The organism is Sporosarcina sp. FSL W7-1349 (genome assembly GCF_038003045.1).
GTDB lineage: Bacteria > Bacillota > Bacilli > Bacillales_A > Planococcaceae > Sporosarcina.
The window spans coordinates 1709881-1731783 of record NZ_JBBOOK010000001.1; the positions used below are offsets into that span (position 1 = coordinate 1709881).

The 21903-nt window shown below is 46.9% G+C and carries 26 protein-coding genes; 6 read left to right on the plus strand and 20 right to left on the minus strand.

The window, feature by feature from the left end; translation table 11 throughout:
• Nucleotide 1 precedes the first annotated feature (1 nt).
• Nucleotides 2-478, plus strand: a complete 477-nt coding sequence (locus tag MKY41_RS08470) for a GNAT family N-acetyltransferase (protein ID WP_340744611.1) — start codon at nt 2-4, stop codon at nt 476-478.
• Nucleotides 479-755: 277 nt separating this feature from the next.
• Here MKY41_RS08470 and MKY41_RS08475 read toward each other — a convergent pair whose 3' ends face one another.
• The 7 genes from MKY41_RS08475 to MKY41_RS08505 form a co-directional block, all read right to left on the minus strand.
• Nucleotides 756-1055, minus strand: a complete 300-nt coding sequence (locus MKY41_RS08475; RefSeq protein WP_340744612.1) for a hypothetical protein — start codon at nt 1053-1055, stop codon at nt 756-758.
• Between the two features lie 118 nt (nt 1056-1173).
• Nucleotides 1174-1425 carry a stage VI sporulation protein F gene (locus MKY41_RS08480; RefSeq protein WP_041073707.1) on the minus strand — a complete coding sequence of 84 codons (252 nt, stop codon included), beginning with the start codon at nt 1423-1425 and terminating at the stop codon, nt 1174-1176.
• Nucleotides 1426-1541: 116 nt separating this feature from the next.
• Nucleotides 1542-1673, minus strand: a complete 132-nt coding sequence (locus MKY41_RS08485; RefSeq protein ID WP_070098200.1) for a YjcZ family sporulation protein — start codon at nt 1671-1673, stop codon at nt 1542-1544.
• Between the two features lie 117 nt (nt 1674-1790).
• Entirely contained in the window at nt 1791-2153 is a 363-nt protein-coding gene (spoVAE, locus tag MKY41_RS08490) for a stage V sporulation protein AE (RefSeq protein ID WP_340744613.1), read from the minus strand.
• Between the two features lie 9 nt (nt 2154-2162).
• On the minus strand, nt 2163-3167 hold the full coding sequence (locus MKY41_RS08495; protein ID WP_340744614.1) for a stage V sporulation protein AD: 1005 nt from the start codon (nt 3165-3167) through the stop codon (nt 2163-2165).
• Nucleotides 3161-3616: a stage V sporulation protein AC gene (gene spoVAC / locus MKY41_RS08500; RefSeq protein WP_340744615.1), complete on the minus strand. Its 456-nt coding sequence runs from the start codon at nt 3614-3616 to the stop codon at nt 3161-3163. Before spoVAC ends, MKY41_RS08495 begins: the two co-directional genes overlap by 7 nt.
• On the minus strand, nt 3616-4032 hold the full coding sequence (locus MKY41_RS08505; protein ID WP_340744616.1) for a hypothetical protein: 417 nt from the start codon (nt 4030-4032) through the stop codon (nt 3616-3618). Before MKY41_RS08505 ends, spoVAC begins: the two co-directional genes overlap by 1 nt.
• 106 nt (nt 4033-4138) lie before the next feature.
• Here MKY41_RS08505 and MKY41_RS08510 point away from each other — a divergent pair, with 106 nt between their 5' ends.
• Nucleotides 4139-4711 (plus strand): CotY/CotZ family spore coat protein, encoded by a 573-nt coding sequence (locus MKY41_RS08510; RefSeq protein WP_340744617.1) that lies wholly within the window; start codon nt 4139-4141, stop codon nt 4709-4711.
• A gap of 101 nt (nt 4712-4812) precedes the next feature.
• Here MKY41_RS08510 and MKY41_RS08515 read toward each other — a convergent pair whose 3' ends face one another.
• A complete protein-coding gene (locus MKY41_RS08515) occupies nt 4813-5247 on the minus strand; it encodes a hypothetical protein (RefSeq protein WP_340744618.1) in 435 nt (144 codons plus the stop codon).
• Between the two features lie 136 nt (nt 5248-5383).
• A complete protein-coding gene (mgtE, locus tag MKY41_RS08520; RefSeq protein ID WP_340745663.1) occupies nt 5384-6757 on the minus strand; it encodes a magnesium transporter in 1374 nt (457 codons plus the stop codon).
• A 91-nt stretch (nt 6758-6848) separates the two neighbouring features.
• Between mgtE and prpE the strand changes: the two genes are divergently transcribed.
• On the plus strand, nt 6849-7589 hold the full coding sequence (gene prpE / locus MKY41_RS08525; protein WP_340744619.1) for a bis(5'-nucleosyl)-tetraphosphatase PrpE: 741 nt from the start codon (nt 6849-6851) through the stop codon (nt 7587-7589).
• On the opposite strand, the gene MKY41_RS08530 is transcribed toward prpE, so the two are convergent.
• Genes MKY41_RS08530 through MKY41_RS08545 form a run of 4 tightly spaced genes read right to left on the minus strand, consistent with a single transcriptional unit; the run spans nt 7573 to nt 10392 of the window.
• On the minus strand, nt 7573-8508 hold the full coding sequence (locus MKY41_RS08530) for an RluA family pseudouridine synthase (protein ID WP_340744620.1): 936 nt from the start codon (nt 8506-8508) through the stop codon (nt 7573-7575). The two genes, prpE and MKY41_RS08530, sit on opposite strands and share 17 nt — an antisense overlap.
• Nucleotides 8501-9310: an NAD kinase gene (locus tag MKY41_RS08535; RefSeq protein ID WP_340744621.1), complete on the minus strand. Its 810-nt coding sequence runs from the start codon at nt 9308-9310 to the stop codon at nt 8501-8503. The genes MKY41_RS08530 and MKY41_RS08535 overlap by 8 nt, the downstream gene beginning before the upstream one ends.
• Nucleotides 9307-9984, minus strand: a complete 678-nt coding sequence (locus tag MKY41_RS08540; protein ID WP_340744622.1) for a GTP pyrophosphokinase — start codon at nt 9982-9984, stop codon at nt 9307-9309. Before MKY41_RS08540 ends, MKY41_RS08535 begins: the two co-directional genes overlap by 4 nt.
• Before the next feature lie 18 nt (nt 9985-10002).
• Complete coding sequence (locus MKY41_RS08545; RefSeq protein WP_340744623.1) at nt 10003-10392, minus strand: UPF0738 family protein; 390 nt, start codon at nt 10390-10392, stop codon at nt 10003-10005.
• Nucleotides 10393-10533: 141 nt separating this feature from the next.
• Here MKY41_RS08545 and MKY41_RS08550 point away from each other — a divergent pair, with 141 nt between their 5' ends.
• From MKY41_RS08550 to MKY41_RS08560, 3 genes are all read left to right on the plus strand, one after another.
• Nucleotides 10534-11220 (plus strand): lytic transglycosylase domain-containing protein, encoded by a 687-nt coding sequence (locus MKY41_RS08550; RefSeq protein WP_340744624.1) that lies wholly within the window; start codon nt 10534-10536, stop codon nt 11218-11220.
• Between the two features lie 152 nt (nt 11221-11372).
• Nucleotides 11373-11765: a globin domain-containing protein gene (locus MKY41_RS08555; RefSeq protein WP_041073684.1), complete on the plus strand. Its 393-nt coding sequence runs from the start codon at nt 11373-11375 to the stop codon at nt 11763-11765.
• Entirely contained in the window at nt 11762-12577 is an 816-nt protein-coding gene (locus MKY41_RS08560; RefSeq protein ID WP_340744625.1) for a DsbA family protein, read from the plus strand. The genes MKY41_RS08555 and MKY41_RS08560 overlap by 4 nt, the downstream gene beginning before the upstream one ends.
• A gap of 271 nt (nt 12578-12848) precedes the next feature.
• Here MKY41_RS08560 and MKY41_RS08565 read toward each other — a convergent pair whose 3' ends face one another.
• The 7 genes from MKY41_RS08565 to MKY41_RS08595 form a co-directional block, all read right to left on the minus strand.
• Nucleotides 12849-12995, minus strand: a complete 147-nt coding sequence (locus tag MKY41_RS08565) for a hypothetical protein (RefSeq protein ID WP_340744626.1) — start codon at nt 12993-12995, stop codon at nt 12849-12851.
• Between the two features lie 541 nt (nt 12996-13536).
• On the minus strand, nt 13537-14475 hold the full coding sequence (locus MKY41_RS08570; protein ID WP_340744627.1) for a nuclease-related domain-containing protein: 939 nt from the start codon (nt 14473-14475) through the stop codon (nt 13537-13539).
• An 845-nt stretch (nt 14476-15320) separates the two neighbouring features.
• On the minus strand, nt 15321-17138 hold the full coding sequence (gene pepF / locus MKY41_RS08575) for an oligoendopeptidase F (protein WP_340744628.1): 1818 nt from the start codon (nt 17136-17138) through the stop codon (nt 15321-15323).
• A 41-nt stretch (nt 17139-17179) separates the two neighbouring features.
• On the minus strand, nt 17180-18334 hold the full coding sequence (locus MKY41_RS08580) for a competence protein CoiA (protein WP_340744629.1): 1155 nt from the start codon (nt 18332-18334) through the stop codon (nt 17180-17182).
• A gap of 250 nt (nt 18335-18584) precedes the next feature.
• On the minus strand, nt 18585-19244 hold the full coding sequence (gene mecA / locus MKY41_RS08585) for an adaptor protein MecA (protein WP_340744630.1): 660 nt from the start codon (nt 19242-19244) through the stop codon (nt 18585-18587).
• Nucleotides 19245-19497: 253 nt separating this feature from the next.
• Complete coding sequence (spxA, locus tag MKY41_RS08590; protein WP_340745664.1) at nt 19498-19893, minus strand: transcriptional regulator SpxA; 396 nt, start codon at nt 19891-19893, stop codon at nt 19498-19500.
• 491 nt (nt 19894-20384) lie between these two features.
• On the minus strand, nt 20385-21590 hold the full coding sequence (locus MKY41_RS08595) for a putative glycoside hydrolase (protein ID WP_340744631.1): 1206 nt from the start codon (nt 21588-21590) through the stop codon (nt 20385-20387).
• Nucleotides 21591-21903: the final 313 nt, after the last annotated feature.

A 21903-nucleotide genomic window follows, 5' to 3' on the forward strand; every position in this document is an offset into this window, starting at 1 on the left:
ATTGGTGACAGTCAAAATTGCCACTTCGAGGAATGAGCGGGAGGACGCTTTTTTTGTAAGAAGGAAAGTTTTTGTGGAAGAACAAGGTGTACCACTCAACTTGGAACTGGATGAATTTGATGAAACGGCAAGCCACTTCGTCGTCTATGAAGGTAAGACGGCGATCGGCGCCGGCCGCATTCGGGAAATCGGGGAATCCACCGGTAAAGTCGAACGTGTTTGTGTTCTGGCTGAACATCGGGGAAAGCATCTCGGAGTTCTCGTGATGGATGCCCTCGAACAGCATGCCGGAGCAACAGGTATGAAAAAAATCGTCCTGAACGCACAATCATACGCCATTCCTTTTTATGAAAAACTGGGCTATGTCATCACTTCCCCGGAATTCATGGACGCAGATATCCCTCACCGAGCGATGGAGAAATCCATCGTCGGACACGAAGGAACGGACCCTGTCCATGCTTCTGTTCCTTCGAATTGATTGGTAGAGAGTTTGCTAGGAACGGCTTGAACGGAGAAAAAGGCCCGGATGCTCTAGAAATGGCATTCGGGCCTTTTTGTGTTGATCGGAGGGCACCTGCTTAGTCCCGTGAACGTTTCAGGGAACTAGGCTGGTGTCCTAATTGTGGGATCAAGTACTTCCATCCAAATTTTGTATAGAGCTTCTTCGATTAACTCTCTTCAAACTCTGTAGCATCCGCCGAAGGATTTACTTCATTCACAACCCCTACTGAATCGAATACTTCTGCTGAATTAAGTTATACATATACATTGACGGATATCCCTTTTCCAACAATCTGTGATATGGCTGGTGACAGGTTGATCGGATTCGGATGGATGAAGCCTTGGTACGGCGGTGGGGCAGATCGTTTCACTGGTTCCGCCTCTTCTTTCAATTCTTCATCCTGTACAATTTTTTCTGTCAATTGTTCCGAAAAATCCGGCTCGAGCTCGGTTTTTTCCACTCGATCGATATACGTGTACCGCTTTTCTTCGTTATCCATTCGATTGGCATACAGCTGCGATTGAATTGGCTGATATGGTATGATATACCCCATGTCGCACACCTCTTCCCCATTTTTATTGATCCTCTTTGTTGTACCCTCTTTTTTAACTTATGAAACTTATTGTGTGATTATTCGTTCAATTGACCTAAAAAATGAGATCGACTTGTTACTAATTACCGAGCATATTTTGAATATCTGACAGATTGACAGACTTTCCATTCGTGAGAATCGACTTAACAAGCTCGTCTTCTACATGTGGTGGGACATCTTTTTTAGCCATTTTTCCAACTTTCCTGACAATCTTCCTCACTTGACGCTCATCGCTGAAATCTGCATATTGGATGGCATTTGCCAAAGCAAACACTTCTTCCATCGGCACACCCGTCTTGGATTCGATTTTCTTAAAAAACGAATCGTTCATCTTGTAAACTCCCTTCTTCTATATCCATTACTAGAGGAGTTGGAAACGGACCGTTGCCGACAATATGCCGGCATACGGTTCCGATTTTCTGTTAGCTGGCCGCGTCAGTTATTCCCTTAACAGAAACTCCTGCCCACAATAATCAGCAGGATAAAGAGAACAACGATAAGGACGAAAGTGGAACCGCCATAAGAGCCTCCTCCTCCATACGCGCCCTGTACGCCGCCATACGGATTGCATCCAAACATGAAAATCCCTCCTTCCCTTCCACCTATACTATGCAGAGGCGATAAGAAAGGAGGGGGCGAAGACACAATGGATTCAATCACCCGATATAATTTTTTCTGTTTATTCTTTGTCTCCCGTCATACTTTCCCTTTCGGCTTAAATAGTAACGCGGCGATGAGACCGAAGATGATAGCTGCACTGATTCCGGAACTCGTCACTTCGAACATTCCCGTCACCACACCGATCAAGCCATGCTTTTCCGCCTCCGCCATCGCTCCATGCGTCAAGGAGTTACCGAAAGAAGTGATCGGGATCGTGGCGCCCGCCCCGGCAAAGTCGATGAACGGTTCGTAGAGACCGAATCCATCCAGGACCGACCCGATTACGACAAGTAGACATAGTGTATGCGCCGGTGTCAGTTTTGCCACATCAAACAGCAGTTGTCCAATGACGCAAACCAATCCTCCGACGATAAATGCAGTGACATATATTGAAAGCATCTGACCCACTCATTTCATCGTTAATTCGACTGCGTGTGCAATACACGGGATCGTATCTCCTTGCTGAAAAGACAGCGGGGATAAGAGGGCACCCGTCGCGATAAGGAGAACCCGTTTCAATTCCCCTTTCATCATACTTCCATAGACGTCAGAAAAATAAACGGCCGCGGAGCAACCGGCTCCGCTAGCCCCCGCCAGGAATGACGAGTCATTCCCGTAAAATTCCGATCCCGCATCCCTAAAATTCGGCGTTATCTCAATATCATGATTTTCCGCCAGCGTCTTATATAGTTCAAAACCAGTCTTCCCCAAGTCTCCTGTCATAATCAGATCATAATCAGCGGCTTGCATTCCATGTCCCTCGAGATGGCGGACGAGTGTATCGGATGCTGCCGGTGCCATCGCGGCGCCCATGTTTAATGGATCTGTCATACCAAGATCAATTGCACAGCCGATGGTTGCTTTCTCTACAATCGGATACCCTTCCCTCTTCGGCGTGATCGCTGTGACACCAGCCGCAGTCACCGTCCATTGCGCTGTTTCTGACTTTTGGACGCCATATTCGATTGGATAGCGGAATTGCCTTTCAATCGCGTTATGTTGACTGGAAGACCCCGCTAACGAACAGTTTGACATGCCCAGTTCAGTCACCATGGCAGCCGCAATGATGGATGAGACGGAGGTGGCGCAGGCGGAGAACAACCCGAGATAGGGGATCCCCAATGTGGTTGCACCAAAATTCGACGGGGTCATCTGGTTTACTAAATCTCCGGTGAACAGGAAATCGGCATCGGCCGGGATTTGTTCTAGCTTGCTCAAAGCAATCATCACTGCGTCTTCCAGCATTTTGGCGTGGGCGTGCTCATTCGTCTTCAGCCCACAACGTTCATCGTCGTACCCTTTGTCGAATAATGCGGCAAAGGGGCTTTTTTTCATTTCCAAAGGGCCCGCTGTTACACCAGTCGCAGCTAGGCAAGGAGATGTCTGGAATGTCAGGAGCCCACGTTTCACCATGAAGCGACCCCCAACTTCACGAGAATGGTCTTGATCAATGCGACAAGGAAGGCGGAAAATACGCCGAACAAGATGACCGAGCCCGCCAGCTTGAACATATTCCCGCCTACTCCGAGAACATATCCTTCCGTTTTATGTTCAATTGCCGAGGAGATGACCGCGTTGCCAAAACCGGTGATCGGGACAGAGGCTCCCGCACCGCCGAATTGTCCGATCTTCTTATATTGGCCGAATCCGGTTAGCAGCATGGCGAAGAAAATCATCGTCGCGACAGTCGGATTGCTGGCGGTCCGTTCGGTGAAATCGAAGAACATGATATAAAAGAGTGAGACAAGCTGGCCGACCAAACAAATGATGCCGCCTGTCAGAAACGCCTTGAACAGATTTTTTAGTAAAGGAGTCTGGGGTGACTTCTCTTTTTCCAGTTTCGCATACTTATTTTCATTCATCAGGTCTCTTCCTTTAGTAAAGATTTTAAGTCGTCGATTTTCTTCCCGACATCCTTCGTGTCACTTTCATTCATCAATTTCGTCGCTTCGTACAAAATTTTACTATCGGCCGAAACGGTGATATCCAAATCCGGATAGAGCTTTTCCAACTTTTTTTTCAATTCCTTCTCGATTTTCCCTTTGCGAAAACGGGAAAATGTTTCGACCCTTACGCCCGTCAGCAACTGTTCCTCGTGGAACACTGCGCTGACCGACTTCAGCCGTTCGTCTTTCTTGAATAACTCTTCCGCCTGCGAACTGTCTTCATCCGTTGCGTTAAAAATCCGGATGCCGTTTCCTGTGCACCCCGCTAGGAGGACGAGCAGAAAAATTACGATAACGAGCTTTCGGATAGGCGTCCCCTCCACTTTTTTCACAGTATGCCTTTTTCGCCGAAACTTTATTCAAAACCGGTATGTCTGCCCTTACGCATGAAAAAACGTCGCATAAGGTATAGGGAATTGAAAAAAGGAGGTGTTAAGAATGGGTTGTGGAAAAACTGAGGATGTCGGAGGCGTTCGCGGACACGATAACTGCATCTGTGAAGTGGTGCGGGCGATCAAGCGCGTGCAAGACTTGCGCGATGATCGGGATTGTGACGACTGCGCATCTGACTGCTTTACAAGTCCGCTTGGCAGCATTGTAAGCCCGGCACGTCAACGGGCCAACACGCGGGTATTCACCCTTTCAAATGACAAAGGTGATTTGTTCAAGGCTTTGTTCAAACGGGAACAACGTAGACATCACCATAGGCACAGCGATGGTCATGTAGGTGGCGAATCAGAAGGGCACCATCACCATCACAATAACTGTATCTCTGTTTTCTTCAGAGTACAGAACATCTTTGACAATTGTTGCGCCACATTGCAAGTGCTCGAGCCACTCGATCGGGACCGTCGTCCAGTAGATATCACGAAACACGGTAAGATCGACCTGGAGGAAATCTGCCGAGTCGAAAACTTTGCACCGACAGGATCTTGTATTACTGTAGACTTGAAATGCTTCTGTGGAATTCAGTGTATTAAAGACATTTTCATTGATTGCGACGATTTTTAAAAGCCAGCCTGCAATGCGTAACTGCCCGTCCGGCTTAGCCGGCGGGCACTTTTTCTGTACGCATAAATAGCAGAACGGAGGATTCCGCTCTGCCTATTCGGTCACCGCTCTTGAAAAGGGGTGCCTCTCCAAAGAATCTCTTCAATTTCTACTAAATCGATGGCGACGACAGTTTGCTCTTCATCCTCCAACTCAATGAAAACCGATTCCCCTTCAACCCTTGCAATGGTTCCAGTCATGGCTTCTTCACTTAACACAAATTGCAGCGGCTTATAGATCTGCCGAGGAAACGAGGAGGCCAAGTACATAATACGTCGGATTACGGACGGATCGATTGCCTTTTCTCCGGACACTGTCTCCTGCTCTTCGTCATGGCGGGCCACTTCCAACTGGACGGAACTTTTTTCAATCTCCTGCCCCGACCGGGGAGCGAAAATGGACGTACTTTCTTCCTCTAGCGGGGCTGGCTCTTCGGTAAAGGTGATTCTGACATAAACCGGTGGTGTCTGGATAAACAGCAATGGCTCATTATGCAAGATCGTCAGCACATCCTTTTTTAAAAGTAGTATATGCGCCCGGTTTCGGAGTGGTTCTCCTAAGGGGGAAGGGAGCCCGATTGGAAAGTTTAACCCAAATTTAATATCCTCCAACAAAAAAACTTTCCCTCAGCGTTCAAAGATCGCTGAGGAAAAGTGTGGCAAGACCTAGATAAATAATAATACTGATGACGTCATTCAGTGTGGTGATGAATGGACCGGATGCGACAGCTGGGTCGATTTTCAGTCTATGCATGAATAATGGGATGAATGAACCGGAAATAGTCGCGACGAATATGGAGACGAGAATCGCCGCGCCAACGAGAAGGCCGATGAGAAATTCATGTTTCCACACATAGATGAGCGCGACGACGAAAATCGCGCAAAGCAAGCCCGTGATCAACCCGGTTCCAGCTTCCCGGAGGAGCAGTTTGAATTTGCTTTCGTCTTCCACATCCCGTGTTGCAATTCCGCGTACCGCTACGGCAAGCGCTTGCGTTCCACTATTTCCTGCAGTCCCGGCGATCAATGGGATAAATGCGGCAAGCAAAGCCACTTTGGATATTGTTTCCGTAAATAAATCGATGAGGTTTGCCGTCAACATCCCGAGTACAAGCAGGATGAGAAGCCACGGCAACCTCTTTTTCGCTGCCGAAATGGAATTACGGTCAAATGTATCCATATTGGAAACGGCCGCGAGTTTGGAATAGTCATCGGACGCTTCTTCATCTAAGACGTCGATAATATCATCGACTGTAATAATACCCAGTATATGGTTTTGGAAATCAACAACCGGCATGGCGAGCAAGTTATAGTCTTTGATCATCCGGGCGACTTCTTCCTGGTCTTCAGACACGAGAACATTGACGACACGTTCGCTCATGATAGAACGGATGAGCGTATCCTCATCGGCAATGATCAGGTCCCGAAGCGAGACAACTCCGGTCAAGTGGTTGTCGTCATCCACAACGAATACATAATAAATCGTCTCCGCACCCGGTGCTTCATTGCGCAAAATGGTCATAGCCGAACGGACAGTGGAGTTTTCCGGCACCGTGACATACTCCGTCGTCATGATGGAACCGGCAGTATATTCTTCGTAATGCAGCAAGGCCTTAATCTCGGCAGCGGCTTCTTTATTCATCAAAGTCAGGTAGCTGACGACTTGTGATTTGTCCAATTCATTCAGGACATCGACCGCGTTATCGACGAACATATAGGAAATCATGTCAGCCGCATAGGTCGTGTCCATCTCCTGAAGGAAATTCCGATATTCGTCTTCTGCAATCTCACTCGTCTCGAAAATTTCCGCGAGCTCTTTCGGAGATAAATATTGGTAAATCGTCCGGCGCAGTTCGGGGCCTACCTTCTCATAAAACTTTGCCCGATCATACGGGTGAAGCATGAAATACTCTTCACGGAATTCCCGGATATTCCGCCCTTCCAACAATTCCTGTAACTTTTCCTCATCATAAATAATTTCTTCTTTATATTCTTCATGCATTGTCATCATCACACCTTCCTCTCGATGCGCGGGAGTGATTGCTTTCAGTAGGGGATACTATATACTAAGTTATAGAATTAAAAAGGGTGAGCAAAAAATGAAATTTGATATTATAGGCGATATCCACGGTTGTTACGACGAACTATTAGCATTGATTGACAAACTGGGCTATGAAATGAAACATGATGTACCGATCCATCCAGATGGCCGGAAGCTTGCATTCGTCGGGGACGCAATGGACCGCGGTCCGAATTCACTGGAAACATTAGAACTATTATTCCGCATGCAGGACGACAGAATTCTACATTATTCCCCGGGAAATCATTGTAATAAATTTTACCGCTTCGCAAAAGGGAATCATGTCGAACAAGTTCACGGCCTTGAAACGACGGTCGCCGAGTTGAATGGACTCCCGAGCGGCAAGCGTCTTGATTTTCTAAAACGGTATCGGAAATTTTACGAAGCCTTGGAACTCTATCAAATATTGGACGATGGGAAACTGGTCATCGCACATGCCGGCATACGGGAAAGCATGATCGGCGAACCGGAATCAAAAAAAATCCGAGTGTTCGTAACGTATGGCGATGTCACCGGTGAACGACATCCGGATGGGCGGCCAGTCAGGAGGGATTGGGCCAAAACGTATAAAGGCTCTCCTTTCATCGTCTATGGCCATACACCTGTCCGGAAGGCCCGTTTCCTGAATAATACGGTGAACATCGACACCGGTTGTGTTTTCGGCGGCACCTTGACCGCCCTCCGCTATCCCGAGATGGTAATTGTCGATACACCATCCCTGCAGCCTTATATGCCCGACCGATTTACAGTTTTCGACTGATGACGCCATGATCCTTACTGATAAGTTGCAGCATGTCTGCGGGGATTTCACTTCGGAACATCATTTCTTCTCCAGTTAATGGATGAACGAATCCCAGCACCCCGCAGTGCAATGCCTGCCGCTCGATCAACTTTCTCGCCCCCCCATATAGGTCATCCCCCGCCAATGGGTGCCCGGACCATTGCAAATGGACCCGGATCTGATGCGTCCTTCCTGTATGCAGGACAAGGGAAATGAAAGAGAGTTCTTCCCCATTCACCCTGTGATGGGAAAGCAACTCGACATCCGTCCTCGCATATTTCCCATCTTCCCGAACTTCCCTTTCAATAATACTTCCCTCTTTCCGTCCGATCGGCTGCTCGATTGTGAATCGGCCGGATGGAAGATGCCCTTCCGCAATCGCCAAATAATTCCGGTAAATACCCCGCACTTTAAACTGCTCGCTCAATAAATGATGAATATGACGATTTTTTGCAATGCAAAGCAATCCCGACGTGTCCCGGTCCAAGCGCGTGACAATGTGGACCGTCGCCGGAACCCCTTCCTTTTTAAATTTCCCTGCCACCCAATTGGCAAGGGAACCGTCCGGGTGATCCCTCGACGGAATTGTGCTCCGGTTTGCAGGCTTGTCTAAAATGAGCAAAGCTTCATCTTCATAAATGACGGAAAGGGCTCCGTCTTCAGGTCGAAGCCCTTCACTTGGACGCTCCTCCGGAAAAACCACTGTCACCCGGTCGCCAGACACGAGCGGATGCCGTACCGTACGTTCCGTGCCGTTCACTTGGAGGGCCCCGCCTTCATACTTCAACGCAGTCAACGTCCTTTTTGAGATCCCTTTGGAATGAAGGAATTCCCGCAGTAGGATATTTTGTTCTTCCACCTCGAATTGAAGTCGAAACCGGAAATCGGGCTTATTCATTTTCCACTTCACTCGCGACGAATGAGTCGGAGACCCGTTTCCAGAAGGGGAATGGTCGGAATCTGGCAAACCGGACCTTTTCCTCCGCTACCTTGTATTCAATCGATTTCACATCTTTATGAAGCAATTGTAGATGATCGATCGTCAACATGAAATCCGGCCCATTCACCGGAACGAGCATCAAGCTATGGTGTTTCGGCAAAACGAGTGGCGATCCGACCGTCCGGAAGACCCGGTTATTGATGGATGCCATTTCCGTCAATTGAAGTGCCGGGATGGCCGGATGGATGATGGCTCCTCCAAGCGCTTTATTATAAGCGGTGGAGCCGGATGGCGTGGAAATACATAAGCCGTCGCCCCGGAATCGCTCAAAATGCTCCCCATTTAACTCGACATCCATGACGAACGTCACTTCCGGGGACTTGACCGTCGATTCATTCAGCGCCAAATATTTAGTGCTCTTCTGGTAATGCTGATAATTAATCGTCACTTCGAGCAGCGGATAATCCGCCGCTTCATATTCTTTTCGCGCAATGGCAATGACAAGTTTTTCAATTTCAGAAGGTTTCCAATCCGCATAGAATCCAAGATGGCCTGTATGAATTCCGACAAACGACGTATCCTCCAATCGATGGATATATTTATGGAACGCATGGAGAAGCGTGCCATCACCGCCGATCGAAAGGACGATTTCTGGCTCTTCTTCATCAAAAACCAAGCCAAACTCCGTCAAATATTTTTTAGCCTGCTCCATTAGCTCGTTCGATAATTTATCATTTCTTGACTGGATTGCGAATTTCATCCCTTTCGCCCTCCCTTCTTTTTCTTATTCGAATAACTCCGATTGGCCGTTTCTTTATAGGCCGTGAAATATTGCTGTGCCTCTTGGATTTCATCGCGAATTTGCGACATTTCTTCATCCAGCTGAAAGGCCGCTTCTGCAGCGCGCTCCAACCGTTGCCGAATCTTTTCAGGCATTTCGCCCTCGTATTTATAGTTCAAGGAGTGTTCGATAGATGCCCAGAAATTCATCGATAACGTACGGATCTGGATTTCGGCGAAGATTGTCTTCTCCCCATGAATCGTCTGTACCGGATATTCGATGATCATATGGTACGACCGATAACCGCTCGGCTTTTTCCGGGCGATGTAATCCCGCTCCTCAACCACCCGTATATCTTTCCGTTCCCGCAAGGCATCCACGACCGTCCGGATATCATCGACAAACTGGCACATAATACGGAGACCCGCGATATCCGGGATCTCTGCAGCAAGTTCACTCGACGGTATAAAAGGGATTCCTTTTTCCAACGTTTTGTCGTAAATACTCGGAAGCGGTTTGACCCGTCCAGTCACGAATTCGACCGGCGTGTGGACTTCCTCCAATTCATATTGGGCGCGCAACCCTTTCAGCTTTACCTTCAATTCGGAGACCGCTTGTTTATACGGTTGTAGAAATTCATTCCACTCTTTCAAATGGATCCCCCCTTGCCCTTATTCCGCATCCTGCAAAATCGAACCGAAAGCGTGCTCGACAGATGTGGAAAAGGCCTCCCCATAATTATCGTTACCCTCTATGTTATAAACTAGCATCGTCAGTTCTTCCTTGAATCCGACGAGCGGAATGATGTCATCTTGCCAGGAGAGGACGGGATCGACGCCTGTTTCTAAAGCGTCCACCATGTGCGGCCAGACGTTCTCCGGAAAACGGAGCTGCCCATACCCTTCTTCTTGTTCAAATAAATAAACGAATGCCAGCCCATCTGAATCCGTGATCATTTTTCCGGCTGGTTCACCCGTAGGACGGCTAGCGGTATCATTCATTACAAAATGGATTTTTCCATCTGATTCGAATCCGCGTTCTACAATATTTTGAATAGCCACACTCTCTTCTTCCCTTCACATGTCTTTACGTTCAGTCTACCATATAGGAGGCGGTGGTGCAGTTCAGATGATGTGTTTTTCACCTTTAATTGGTATAATAGAGAAGAAGGCCAGTCCATGATGTCGAAAGGAATGAGAAGGATGGATGTACGTTCAATCCGTACATTGATGGAAATCAATTCACTGCAATCCCTTGGAAGCGTCCAATCGTATGCGGACCTATCCAATTCCTCACCCGCCCTGTTTCAAATGATGCTCGAGGATATGATCCAAAGTACTTCCATGACGGACTCCTTGTCATCCGTATCGACCATGACAATTGAATCCGCAACGTCACCAGACCCATTGCGGTACGGTGGGATGAACCCGGTTTTCATTCCTGATATGTTCTCTCCCGTACAAGCTAACAATATAGTAAACCTTCCGGCTACGCGACAGACTGATGCGAGTGAAGGTGCATATGCAACTATCATTAAACAGGCAGCTGAGAAATATAATATACCCGAAAAGCTGATTGCTTCGGTCATCCGGCAAGAATCCAATTTCAACAATACAGTGGTGAGCCGGGCAGGTGCCCAAGGGCTGATGCAGCTCATGCCAGGCACGGCGAGATTTCTTGGAGTGACTAATAGTTTTGACCCCGTCCAGAATATTATGGGGGGCACGAAATATTTGCGCCAAATGCTGGATCAATTCGGCGGCAATATCGAGCATGCGCTCGCCGCTTATAATGCGGGACCTGGAAATGTGAAAAAGCATGGCGGGATTCCTCCGTTCAAAGAAACCCAACAATATGTCAAGAAAGTGCTTGGCTATTTTCAGGGGTGAACAGGAAATGGCCAACCTCTGGAATGGGCGTAATCCTTGAACGGCCCTGTTTGCGAGGCCTATCGCATTTGTCACCTAAGCTGTTTTATTTGTGAAAGATCTGTGGGATTGATAGAATGTCAATACAGTCAGAGCAAAGGAGATTGACATATATGACTCGAAAACCTTTGATCCCTTATGAGGAGATCGGTGCGGAAAAGTTGTCGGACCTAATCGATAGATTTTATGAGAAAGTTGCAAAGCACCCGGACTTGTACCCGATTTTCCCAGATGACCTGACGGAAACAGCACGGAAACAAAAACAATTTCAAACCCAATATTTAGGTGGACCTAATTTATATACGGAAGAACACGGCCATCCGATGATGAAAGCACGCCATATGCCTTTTCCCATCACGCCGGTGCGGGCGGAGGCATGGCTTTCTTGTATGTCTGAAGCGATGGATGAAGTGGGACTCGAAGGGCCCTTTCGGGAAATGTACTACAAGCGCCTCGTCATGACTGCACATCATATGGTCAATCGTATCGGGGAGGATCGTCCGTGAATCGGCGAATCCTTTTGGACAATCCGATCAGTCCGTCGTCAGCAACGACCCGGCCGATCGAATTGTATGTTTTCATCGATCCGCTTTGTACCGACTGCTGGTTGCTGCAGCCGATTTTGCGTAAATTGCAAATCCAGTACGAGCGCTATTTCACACTTCGGATTGCTCTTCGGACATCCATGCCGGCGATGAACATGAAATGTCTCGAAACGAATGAGGATCCGAAGGCTTGTAGTAAACTACACCCTTCCTTTCCAAGCATTGCTGTCAAAGCCGCCGAGTTTCAAGGAAAGCGAGCCGGGTTCCGGTTTCTCTCCAAAATGTTGGAATATTCATTTTTAAAATCCCGCAATGTCTCCTCCTTTTCGGTTCTTGTGGAGATTGCGAAAAAGGTCAATCTGGACGTCGACGAGTTCATCCGTGACTTTTCATCCAAAAACGTCCTGCGCGCTTTACAAGTGGATTTATATTTAGCAAGCGAAATGGAAGTTGAAACAGCCCCGACCTTTGTTTATTTTAATGAAAATATCGAAGATGAAGGGTTGAAAGTGAGCGGTCTCTACACCTTTGCCGTGTATGAACAAATTCTCGAAGAGCTCCTCGGGGAATCGCTATTCCCTGACCTGCCTCCGACGCTCGATGACCTGCTTCATCGTTTCGACACCTTGACGACGGAAGAGATCGCCGACATCTACCGGATATCCGAAAAATCCGCAGAACGCGAACTCAAAAAACGTCTCCTGCAACAACATGTGGAACGTCTCCTCGTCCAAGACACTACGCTTTGGCGTAGAAAGCCTACGACTTTATAAGTTTTTGGAAAGGCCTCACTGCTGGGATTTCTGGCGTGGGGCTTTTTTGTTCTTATTGCGTGGGGTGGTGGGTTGGGAGGGATGGGCCTTGCTGTTTGCTAGGATAAGTTTGACCTAGCCGGGACGGATCGACCGGGACATGACAGTTTGGCTGATCGCCCTTACAGTTTCACTGTTTGCCATGACAGTTCGGCCGCCCCATGACAGTTTCTGCTCGAGCCATGACAATTCGGGGGATTGCCCTTACAGTTTCACAGTTTGCCATGACAGTTCAACCGCCCCATGACAGTTTCCGCTGACAGTTCGGAGGATTGCCCTTACAGCACAGTTTGCCATGACAGTTCCACCGCCCCATGACAGTTTCTGCTCGAGCCATGACAGTTCGGGGGATTGCCCTTACAGTTTCACTGTTTGCCATGACAGTTCCACCGCCCCATGACAGTTTCTGCTCGAGCCATGACAATTCGGGGGATTGCCCTTACAGTTTCACTGTTTGCCATGACAGTTCAACCGCCCATGACAGTTTCTGCTCGAGCCATGACAATTCGGGGGATTGCCCTTACAGTTTCACTGTTTGCCATGACAGTTCAACCGCCCCATGACAGTTTCCGCTCGAGCCATGACAGTTCGGAGGATTGCCCTTACAGTTTCACAGTTCGCCATGACAGTTCCGCCGCCCCATGACAGTTTCTGCTCGAGCCATGACAGTTCGGGGGATTGCCCTTACAGTTCAAGGAGTCCCCCTCACAGTTTCGCAGTTTGTCATGACGGTTCGACCATGCTGTCAAGTTTATTAGAACTATGGGGATATAATCGGTAAATCAAGACTGCAACACTGGTTTTTCAATGCAGCGGATTATCTTGGTAGCTTGCCAAAGCCATCATATTTTCCTTCAGGCCTTATCCTGTTCGAACCTACTCACTATAACAAGGAGAATCTGTATAACAACTATCTTTAATCATTTATTCCCACTTTTGACTCCCGGTATATAAAAAGTAGCGGTCGATTTTCCTTTTTTAATTAAAGAAGATTTAGAAAGGGCATAGCGGGCCGCATTTGAATCTTTTAATCCTAGAAACACCTTGCACTCTTCATTGGTTATTGTATTTTTCACAAGCTTTATCCAATCGGAAATCCCTTCATTATAGGGATCCTCTGCCACCTTTCCACAGATCGTACAAAGCCAGGTTTCCCGGTTTTTCCGGTTAAGCAGGTTATTGCAATATCGGCAAAGTAATCCTCTCCGAAGCTCTTTGACATCTATACTATAGTAAGAACATAATGGATAGGGGTTAAAGCTGGCTTGATTCGCTAATATTTTCCTGGATATTTCGTGAATTTGCGATGGCTTCAAAATCGTTTCATAGGACTCTAGTTTCTGAAGATGATGCGGGATTTGTTTTTTGTACACGATTGGAAAGAATGGCGGGGCTTCTTTAACTATGGTGTTTGGGTTGGAAAGAACAAGTAGCCCAATGGATTTCAGTTGGATACCTTGCTGGCGGAACCATTCATTTAAATTTGATTTATTCGTTTCAATTTGGGAATAAGGACAATTTAATATGGTTTCCTCGCCTGTTTCAAGTACTTGTCTAAGATGTGGAGGATTTTGAACAAACCGAATAATACCTTTGAGGTTTTTGACTTCTACTATTAATACAAATTTCTCAGATAAAATCAAAGTATCTACTTCAAATGTAAAACCGGATGAGGTTCTTAAGTGAACATTCGTCAATATTTGCGTCGACTTGGAAAATTGATAACGCTCTAAATACTGATCAGCATTGCATTCTCCTGAATACCCCATATTTATCCGATACAGTTGCGATTTTATCTCCGGGACTTTTCGATGGTTTAAAGGCAACCGGGCCAATAAGCGTGGTAGCCCGTCGAGCAAAACGGGTGGCTTCCTCTGTATTCCCTTTCGTATCGCCTTTCAGCTCCTCTCCTTTTTCTGACTATTCAGCTCTAGCATACATAAGTTCTACTCGCTATTCAATAATTCGGGAGAAAAAATTGTCGAGCCATGACAGTTTGTGAAGTTGTCCTTACAGTTTCACAGTTTGCCATGACAGTTCCGCCGCACCATGATAGTTTTCACTCGAGCCATGACAGTTCAAAGGATTGCCCTTACAGTTTCACAATTTGCCATGACAGTTCCGCCGCCCCATGACAGTTTTCGCTAGGGCCATGACAGTTCAGAGGATTGCCCTTACAGTTCGACAGTTTGCCATGACAGTTCCGCCGCCCCATGACAGTTTTCGCTCGAGCCATGACAGGTCAAAGGATTGCCCTTACAGTTACACAATTTGCCATGACAGTTCGGCCGCACCATGATAGTTTTCATTCGGGCCATGACAGGTCAAAGGATTGCCCTTACAGTTTCACAGTTTGCCATGACAGTTCCGCCGCCCCATGACAGTTTTCAATAGGACCAAGAAACCGAATAATCGTGGCAAGCGGAATCTCAAACAAAACGAAAAGAGCACCCACTCCTGGGGGGAAGTGGATGCTCTTTTACAAAGGGAATGGGAGAAATGTTCACGTTCAAACAAAAGGGGTGTATGTTTGGGATTGTGATTTATTTCACATCCTTAATTTATCATAAAATAATAGTAACATCAACATTTCACAATAAAGTTCACGAATTTGTAACATTTAACACCCAATTTCCGTTCACATCTGTTATACAGAAAAACCCCTTTTCCGCTAGCAGTCCACGGATTAAGGGGTTTCCTCGTTTTACTTCAGTAATAAAGATTCCAGTTCGTTCAGTCTTTCTTCGAAGACCCGGCATGCTTCTTCGATTGGGGCGGCGCTTGTCATGTCGACGCCTGCCTTTTTCAGGACTTCGATTGGGTAATCGGAGGATCCTGCTTTCAAGAAATTATTGATGTACCGCTCGACCGCCGGCTCCCCTTCTGTCAGAATCTGATGGCTGAGGGCCACGGCCGCGCTGTAACCTGTCGCGTATTGATACACATAATAATTATAATAGAAGTGAGGAATCCGGGCCCATTCCAAGCCGATTTCCTCATCTACGACCAAGTCATCGCCAAAATACTTTTTGTTCAACGCATAGTACTCTTCCGTCAGCTTCTCCGACGTCAATGCGACGCCTTGCTGATCCAATTGGTGGATCATATGCTCAAATTCAGCAAACATCGTCTGACGGAAAACCGTTCCCCGGAATCCGTCGAGCCAGTAATTGAGTAGATAGATCCGTTTCTGTTCGTCCTCAGTCGTTTTTAATAAATAATCATTCAGAATCGCTTCATTCACTGTGGAGGCGACTTCTGCGACGAAAATGGAATAGCCGCTGTAGATGAACGGCTGGTTGTTCCGGGAGTAATAGCTGTGAACGCTATGCCCGAATTCATGAGCTAACGTGAACAAATTATTAATATTGTCTTGCCAGTTCATCAGAATGTATGGATTCGTGCCGAATGAGCCTGAAGAGTAGGCACCCGACCGCTTCCCTTTATTCTCTCGGACATCGACCCAGCGGTTCTCCAACCCTTCCTTGACAATCGACACATAATCCTCGCCGAGCGGCTGGAAACTTTTCAGCATCGTCTCTTCCGCTTCCGGGTAGGTGATTTTTGTATTGGCTTCCTTGATGAGCGGCGCATATAGATCCCACATATGCAGTTCATCCAGTCCATACACCTTTTTCCGCAATGCTACGTAGCGTTGCAACAGATGGACGTTTTTATTAATAGTCGATACCAAGTTTTCATAAACCGTTTCAGGGATATGGTTATTCGACATGGCGGCTTCACGGGCGGAACCGTAGTTGCGAATCCGGGCGTTGACATTATGGCTTTTCACCGCACCGGATAATGTCGAGGCAAAGGTATTCTGGAACTCTTTATACTTCGAGAACATCGCCTTGAAGGCCCCTTCTCGGACGCTAGGGTCGTCGCTTTCCAAAAATCGGATATAGCGGCCATGGGATAATTCGGCCTCTTCCCCACTCTCGTCCTTGACCATTGGGAACGTCAAATCGGCGTTGTTCAGCATATTGAATGTTTCGGCCGGGTTTCCTGTCACCTCTGCCAATTGGGCAATGAGCGACTCCTGTTCAGCAGGAAGCACATGCGGCCGTTGTGTGTTGATTTCCCGGAATTCCTGCTTATACAGTTGAAGTCCTTTATGGGAATCCACTAAGCGGTCCAGCTCTTCCTCATCGATAGAAAGGAGCTCCGGCAAGAAGAAGGAGAGCGCCGTCGAAACTTTCACGTACAGCGTTTTTGCCCGGCTATCCAGCGCTTGATAGAAGCTGTTCGTCGTATCCTGATCCGCCTTCAAATGTGCATACGTATAAAGCCGCCGCAATTTTTCGGATAATTTATCCCGGTATGTCAACGCATCATATAGGGCTTCCGCGCCATTACGGAGCGTGCCTTTATAAGAATCCGCTTTTTTCACAAATTCTTCAATCGCTTTGTATTCCTGCTCCCAAGCCTCGTCCGTTTCGAAAATATCCTCGAGGCGCCATGTCTCATCCTCCTTGACTTCCTCTCGGGTCAATACTTTGTTCTTTGATTCACTTGTCATCCAAAGTCCTCCATTCCAAGCAAAGAGTAGATTTCATTTTCTCAATATTCGCTTGGTATTGCAAGGAATCTTCCTGCTAGAACCTTGATTAGACAGTCTTCGACGAGGTCATCGTGATTCTTGAGAATATCGACACGGGACCGGATCAGAAAATCACGATAGGCAACGCAAGCTTTCTCCATGCTCTTTTTGTTCCCATCATAGCGACTGATGAATTTCAGTATGGAACAATCAAAAAGTTGCTCAATCTGCAGCTTCTGTTTCCAGGCATCATGGATGAACGCCGTTTGCCATTCACAGTCATGTTCCCGGAAAGCTTCCGAACCGTGAACGGGCACGCCAATCCAAGCAGGCAATTCGGATGGAATGAAACGAATCTCATAGCATGCCCGCAAAAAAGCGTCGTTCAGGCCTTTGCGATTCATCCGGATGCGGTTTTTCAGGAAAGAGGCGCGGGCCGCCCGGTACAAATCAGCGTACCTTTGGATTTCTTCCTCCATTGGTGCCTTGGGGCGTGCAAATGGGATAGTCTGGTGGGAAATGGCCAGCTTCCGGTGGTTGCCAATGTATCGTCTGCCGGCAATATGAATCAGGTTGCTGAAATAATGGAAAGACTCGGTTTCGGGATGGTAGGTGATTAATACGGATCCTTCAGGGGGATGGTGAGTGAAGAATAGCTCATGAAAGCGGGAAAATTGAAACACATCGATTCCGAGATGATGCTGGCGGTGCTTGTCCGGTGTGTGCAACAACCAAAACGGTTCCAGACCGGCTCGACGATAACCGGCTGTCCTCTCTTCCAATCGGGAGTTGGAAATGGGACTGCATTGGAATTCAATCGGAAATTGTTCGGAATGAAGTGTTACGAGAAGATCAGGGCGCTGGGAAATCCGTTGGACAAATGGCTCCAGTTCCACATGCTCGGCGTGCTTCTGAAAAAAGGTGAATAACTGTTGCTTTCCAAGTAAGTGCGCCAAGGATTCCCCTTCGGAAAAAGCGCCGGAACATGACGACGTTTGCTGATGGGCAAAATGGGGAATGACGATATCGCCCACTTTCAGGAGAACTGGATTTTTACATTGCGGGCAATAAAACCGCTGCGTGTTTCTCGACTGGCGTAATCGTTCCCGTTCCATCGAAGGAAGCAACACAATCCAATTGCCCTCTTGATCAAGAGCAGTTAACAAAAACAACACTCCTTTCCACTCCAATTGTACAAACTTTCAGTCAAGTAATCAAATGAAACAAAAAAACAGCCACTCTGCAGCAGCTGTTTTCTACTTATTCAACAAATGCCTCCCACCTCAATAGGCGGTAAGGGAAATTGTCCAGGGGATCTAAATGCCCGCTGAATAAAGATAAAGCCTCCGACGCACAGGATTTGAAAAGAGTTAGGAAACTCTTTTCAAAATCCGGACACAACTACGCCCAGGCGTTTAAATTCCTTTATGAAAAGTATTTTTCAAACGTTTGAAAAACGTCAGATTCTATTACGAGAGTGCCGTATTCTTGGAGTCGATGGATGGTTACGTTCGATGCGTTACCAAACTCGGAAATAACGCTGAACAAATCAGTTTTCCGGAAGTCTTGCGCAGAATCCGGATCATAAGTCAGATACAAGTAATACTTATCTTCAAACGAGTATAACGCGGTCTTGGCCTTCTCATATCCCGACATGCGGCTTGCCAGTTGAATCAACTCTTCGAAGTCTTTAAAGACGAACATATTATCGATCCAATCAAATCCGTTTTCATCTTCCTCGTTCACCAGATCTGTCATTTCATCAAACTCGTCACCGTCCGGTTGGAACATCTTCCGAGGGTCATCCATATCAAACGGGGGTTCCAGTTGCTGCCCATCGGCAGGCATTTGCGCTCTCGTCACCGTTACTTCGATGCCGCCGCTCATCGCATGGACTTGGATCCATAAAGGCCCTTCGATCTCAAAATCGCCTTCATCATTGATTTCGTCCATCATTTCCCAGAATAGCTCCTCGCTTTTATCACGGTTATACCATACTTCTTCGCGGGTGAACCCGCGCTCTTCAATATCAATATATGATAGGAAAAACTTAACAGTATTCTCATTGATGCGTTCTATTTCCATCCCTTTTCTCTCCCTTCCTCCGGAACCGGTCCGCGCCAGTTCCTCCATATTGTGTAGAGCACCTGCAATGCTTAGTACTAGTATATGAACATTCGCCATAAGGTGAAAGGTTTCCGTCACGGCGATAGCGTTATAATTCTGATAATACTAGCATTGTAGATAACATCCGCCGGGAAAGCAAGGAAAATCGAAAATGCTGATAGGCATACGGCATTTTTCAATGTCATTCCCATCAGCGTTTTAGAGTGTTTAATTAATTGACCATTCGCCTTGCTTCTTGCAGCTGATAGGCCCTCACTTTTCTCGGTAGGAAACGACGGATTTCATCTTCATTGTACCCTACCTGCAATCTCTTTTCATCTAGAATGATCGGTCGTCTAAGAAGACCTGGATGCTCCTGAATCAATTCATATAGCCGTTGGAGCGGAAGGCTCTCTACGTCGATGTTCAACTTCTGGAAGATTTTCGAACGGGTGGAAATAATTTCGTCTGTCCCGTCTTCTGTCATTCGCAAGATCTCTTTGATTTCATCGATATTCAATGGCTCTGAAAAAATATTGCGCTCTGTATATGGAATTTCATGTTCCTCCAACCATGCTTTCGCTTTTCTGCATGACGTACAGCTAGGTGATGTGAATAATGTAACCATCATACATTGACACTTCCTTTCAGTCGGCTTGTTTGGATATTTAAATTCATGTTTAAATTAGAATGATTGTAAAATGAACTTTTCTATACTTATTATACACGTAATTGATACCAATGAATACACTTTTTCAAAAAAATTTGGATACTGCTTCACAATTCCGCAATATTAATGACTTTCCACGTAATTTTCTGTTCTGATTCAATGGTTCTTATCTGTTATACCCGGTTAGAAATTCTTTTAAACATCACTATGTCAATTCTTTTGCTTTCTCAATTAGAATCCCCTTGCTGAAAAAAGAAATTTTATCCTTCACACTATATAATACGTTTGAATAGACGGAAAGGTTTCATTAAAATTGTCAATAACCGCCATCCGGCATAGTATACCCGCATCAACTATTTTTTATGCACCCGGAATGAAATTAAGTATAGATTGGGCATGAAAAGACAAGAAAAAACCGGAAACAATCAGGTTTCCGGTTAGCTTTCTAGTTACGGGATATAGTTGACGCCTGCCGTATAACGGTTTCCGGCGTTCCATAGAAGGAATTCATCGATGCCGTTTTCCTTTAGCGCCTTGATTTGCGCTTCGACTTCAGCTTTTCCATATCGTTTATAATTGCCTGTGCCTAGCCAGGATGCCGTGAAATCTTGGAGCCATGGGCGCGATACGGGTGGGTCTTCGAGTTTGGACAGGACTTCATTTTCCACTTTGGCATATTCTGTCACTAACCGATAAGGCTCCGTATCCGGTTTCGCGATGCCAAAATAGGAGGTCCAATGACTCGGGTAAATCATCGACGAAATGACATCGACGTTGTCAGAGATCTTGGAGAAGTTTTGCCCGATCCCCGGTGCTTCCGGCAAGGTCGCGGCATATCCGAAAATATCAACGGAGACATCCACATCATATGGCTGCAACTGCTCTCTCGCATAGACAACGAAATCGGTCACCGCTTCCACCCGACGCTGCACCGGGTCCAATTCGGATTCCGCATAGTCGCCCATGCCGTACTTCAACGTCTCATGTCGTTTTTCAAATCCTTCCGGAAAGCGCACATAGTCGAACTGAATTTCCTGGAAGCCCATTTCGGCGGCTTCTTTCGCGATGGCGACGTTATGGTCCCACACCTCTTGCAGGAAAGGGTTCACGAATGATTCACCCCGGCCGTTTTTCCAGACAGCCCCACCGTCCGTGAATGAAAGATCGGGACGCTTTTCAGCTAGGACGCTATCTTTGAAGACAACGACCCGTGCAATCGGATAAATCTTCTTCTCTTCCAATGTTTTTAATAGAGCACGAGGATCTTTGATATACGGTTGACCAATGTCCATGGTAGCCAGCTCGGAACCTTCGGCCGGTATATACGTGAGATACCCATGATCATCTTTAATATCGATGACCATTGAATTCAAATCGGTAGTTTCAATTAAATTCACCAATTGGTTAAATCGCGCCCCGCCTGCGGAATGGCCGGTCACGTAAACGCCGCGAACCGCATCCGGATATTCAAATATCAAGCCCGACTGAAATCGGAATAGTTCCGACGAAGCGATCACCGCTTCATCAATTGCTGTAAATCCATATGTACGTTCGGCAAACTCTTGGACTCTGTCATCTTCTTCCGCATGGCTAGACTGCGGATTCCAAAATGATAGCGCAAGGAATGACACTAGCACCCAAGCCCATATTTTCATACAGACAACCTCCCTTATTAAAACATCCTATCAAAAGTTTCCAGAATATGCAGAGGGATCGGTTTCACCCCTTAAAAATCCGTGACATCCGCCGGCCGACAAAAACGCCACATCCTGTGGTATTGCCGGCACTAGCACGTCCTGTGCTTCGGAGGCTTTGGGCCAACAGGATGTTGTCACTCAGACATTGCCAATTGAGCAGCGAAGGGTTCGATTGGCCGTATTTCTGCGATCTTTGCAGAAATCAAGGCATCTTTCAGGAAGCGGCGGTTTTAGTCTGAGTTCCCCTGTTCAGCGGGAGTTTGAACACCCG

Coding starts and splice junctions, on each gene's coding strand:
- MKY41_RS08510 (WP_340744617.1), top strand. CDS start 4,139: ATGGGTTGTGGAAAAACTGAGGATGTCGGAGGCGTTCGCGGACACGAT.
- MKY41_RS08555 (WP_041073684.1), top strand. CDS start 11,373: ATGACTCGAAAACCTTTGATCCCTTATGAGGAGATCGGTGCGGAAAAG.
- spxA (WP_340745664.1), bottom strand. CDS start 19,893: ATGGTTACATTATTCACATCACCTAGCTGTACGTCATGCAGAAAAGCG.
- pepF (WP_340744628.1), bottom strand. CDS start 17,138: ATGACAAGTGAATCAAAGAACAAAGTATTGACCCGAGAGGAAGTCAAG.
- MKY41_RS08475 (WP_340744612.1), bottom strand. CDS start 1,055: ATGGGGTATATCATACCATATCAGCCAATTCAATCGCAGCTGTATGCC.
- mecA (WP_340744630.1), bottom strand. CDS start 19,244: ATGGAAATAGAACGCATCAATGAGAATACTGTTAAGTTTTTCCTATCA.
- MKY41_RS08550 (WP_340744624.1), top strand. CDS start 10,534: ATGGATGTACGTTCAATCCGTACATTGATGGAAATCAATTCACTGCAA.
- MKY41_RS08565 (WP_340744626.1), bottom strand. CDS start 12,995: ATGGCAAACAGTGAAACTGTAAGGGCAATCCCCCGAACTGTCATGGCT.
- MKY41_RS08535 (WP_340744621.1), bottom strand. CDS start 9,310: ATGAAATTCGCAATCCAGTCAAGAAATGATAAATTATCGAACGAGCTA.
- MKY41_RS08530 (WP_340744620.1), bottom strand. CDS start 8,508: ATGAATAAGCCCGATTTCCGGTTTCGACTTCAATTCGAGGTGGAAGAA.
- spoVAE (WP_340744613.1), bottom strand. CDS start 2,153: ATGCTTTCAATATATGTCACTGCATTTATCGTCGGAGGATTGGTTTGC.
- prpE (WP_340744619.1), top strand. CDS start 6,849: ATGAAATTTGATATTATAGGCGATATCCACGGTTGTTACGACGAACTA.
- mgtE (WP_340745663.1), bottom strand. CDS start 6,757: ATGACAATGCATGAAGAATATAAAGAAGAAATTATTTATGATGAGGAA.
- spoVAC (WP_340744615.1), bottom strand. CDS start 3,616: ATGAATGAAAATAAGTATGCGAAACTGGAAAAAGAGAAGTCACCCCAG.
- MKY41_RS08495 (WP_340744614.1), bottom strand. CDS start 3,167: ATGGTGAAACGTGGGCTCCTGACATTCCAGACATCTCCTTGCCTAGCT.
- MKY41_RS08480 (WP_041073707.1), bottom strand. CDS start 1,425: ATGAACGATTCGTTTTTTAAGAAAATCGAATCCAAGACGGGTGTGCCG.
- MKY41_RS08595 (WP_340744631.1), bottom strand. CDS start 21,590: ATGAAAATATGGGCTTGGGTGCTAGTGTCATTCCTTGCGCTATCATTT.
- MKY41_RS08485 (WP_070098200.1), bottom strand. CDS start 1,673: ATGTTTGGATGCAATCCGTATGGCGGCGTACAGGGCGCGTATGGAGGA.